Source organism: Hyphomonas sp. UBA3601 (assembly GCF_002375605.1).
Taxonomy (GTDB): Bacteria; Pseudomonadota; Alphaproteobacteria; order Caulobacterales; family Hyphomonadaceae; genus Hyphomonas.
Genome location: NZ_DFME01000139.1, coordinates 6,578 through 7,678, shown reverse-complemented (window position 1 = coordinate 7,678; position 1,101 = coordinate 6,578). Strand labels below are relative to the sequence as shown.

General features: G+C 65.3%; 2 protein-coding genes. Both read left to right on the top strand.

The features are described 5' to 3' along the window. Nucleotides 1–2: 2 nt before the first annotated feature. Complete coding sequence (locus tag B4F73_RS15755; protein ID WP_290483739.1) at nt 3–425, top strand: phage tail protein; 423 nt, start codon at nt 3–5, stop codon at nt 423–425. A 141-nt stretch (nt 426–566) separates the two neighbouring features. Continuing rightward, nucleotides 567–1,073 carry a hypothetical protein gene (locus tag B4F73_RS15750; protein ID WP_290483738.1) on the top strand — a complete coding sequence of 169 codons (507 nt, stop codon included), beginning with the start codon at nt 567–569 and terminating at the stop codon, nt 1,071–1,073. Nucleotides 1,074–1,101: the final 28 nt, after the last annotated feature.

The following is a 1,101-nucleotide window of genomic DNA, read 5'->3' as shown; positions in this document are numbered from 1 at the left end:
TCATGGTGGGGGCTGCGCCTGCCGCCGATGCGGGGATGGATGACTATCTCGGCGAGATCGTCACGGTGGGCTTCAATTTCTGTCCGCGCGGTATGATGGAGGCCGATGGCCGCCTGCTGCCGATTGCCGAAAATACCGCCCTCTTCTCCCTGCTCGGAACACTCTATGGCGGCGACGGGCGCACGACGTTCGCCCTGCCGGATCTGCGCGGGCGCGTTATGGTGGGCGCAGGCCAGGGCCCCGGCCTGACCGACCGCCGACAGGGCGAGCGCGGCGGCGTTGAGATTGACGTGAGTCTCCCGGCCCAGGAACATTCGGGCACAGCCGACACGCAGGTCAACTCCACCACTGGCAACAATATGCCACCCTGGCTCGCGCTGAAGCAGTGTATCGTGACGCAAGGCATTTATCCGTCGCGAAGCTAGGCGGGCCAGCGCGGCGATTGCGACCCTGCTGGATACATCCCGCGCTCTCCTCATGCGTCACCCCCCGGCCGCGATAGCAGTCTGGGGGTCCAATACTGAACGTCTCGGCGGGCGCGACCTGTGCCGTCAGGCGCGCAGGCGGTGCACAAAGCGCCGCGCGCTGCGGTGGCAAATTCAGGAGATGGGCCCCCGGATGACTTCGCCATCGGGGAGGACGACGCGGGCAATATATTCGACGGGCTGCCCCACCATGCCACACTTCCCCACATGGACCCGGCCTATCGCCCCTTCTTTGCCCATGTCTGGGCCTTCTGCTGGCCGTGGCTGTGGTGGAACCTTGTACGGTTGACGGCCTGGCGCAAACGCACCGGGCGGCGCGTCTTCGTCACGGTCGACAAATACGGCAATGTGGTCATCCGCTATATCGGCGATGCGCCGACGCCGGACAATGCATACACCTATACGCCGCCGCGTGTGCCGCGCTGGCAGAGCCCCGCTCTGGCAAGCGACCTGCCCTGCGGCCTCGATGTCCCGTCCGCTTTTGTCTGGACCAGTCTGTACATCTTATGGACACTTTATGGACCAGTTCGGGACCAGTTCGGCCATGCGCCGATCGGCCAGGTCAGCCCGGTCCGCGCCCCGCCCTGAGCCGGCTTTTTCCGTAATTCAGCCCAGA

What these genes read in the sequence shown, in the direction of transcription:
- B4F73_RS15755 (WP_290483739.1), top strand. Translation starts at nt 3, where the DNA reads ATGGTGGGGGCTGCGCCTGCCGCCGATGCGGGGATGGATGACTATCTC.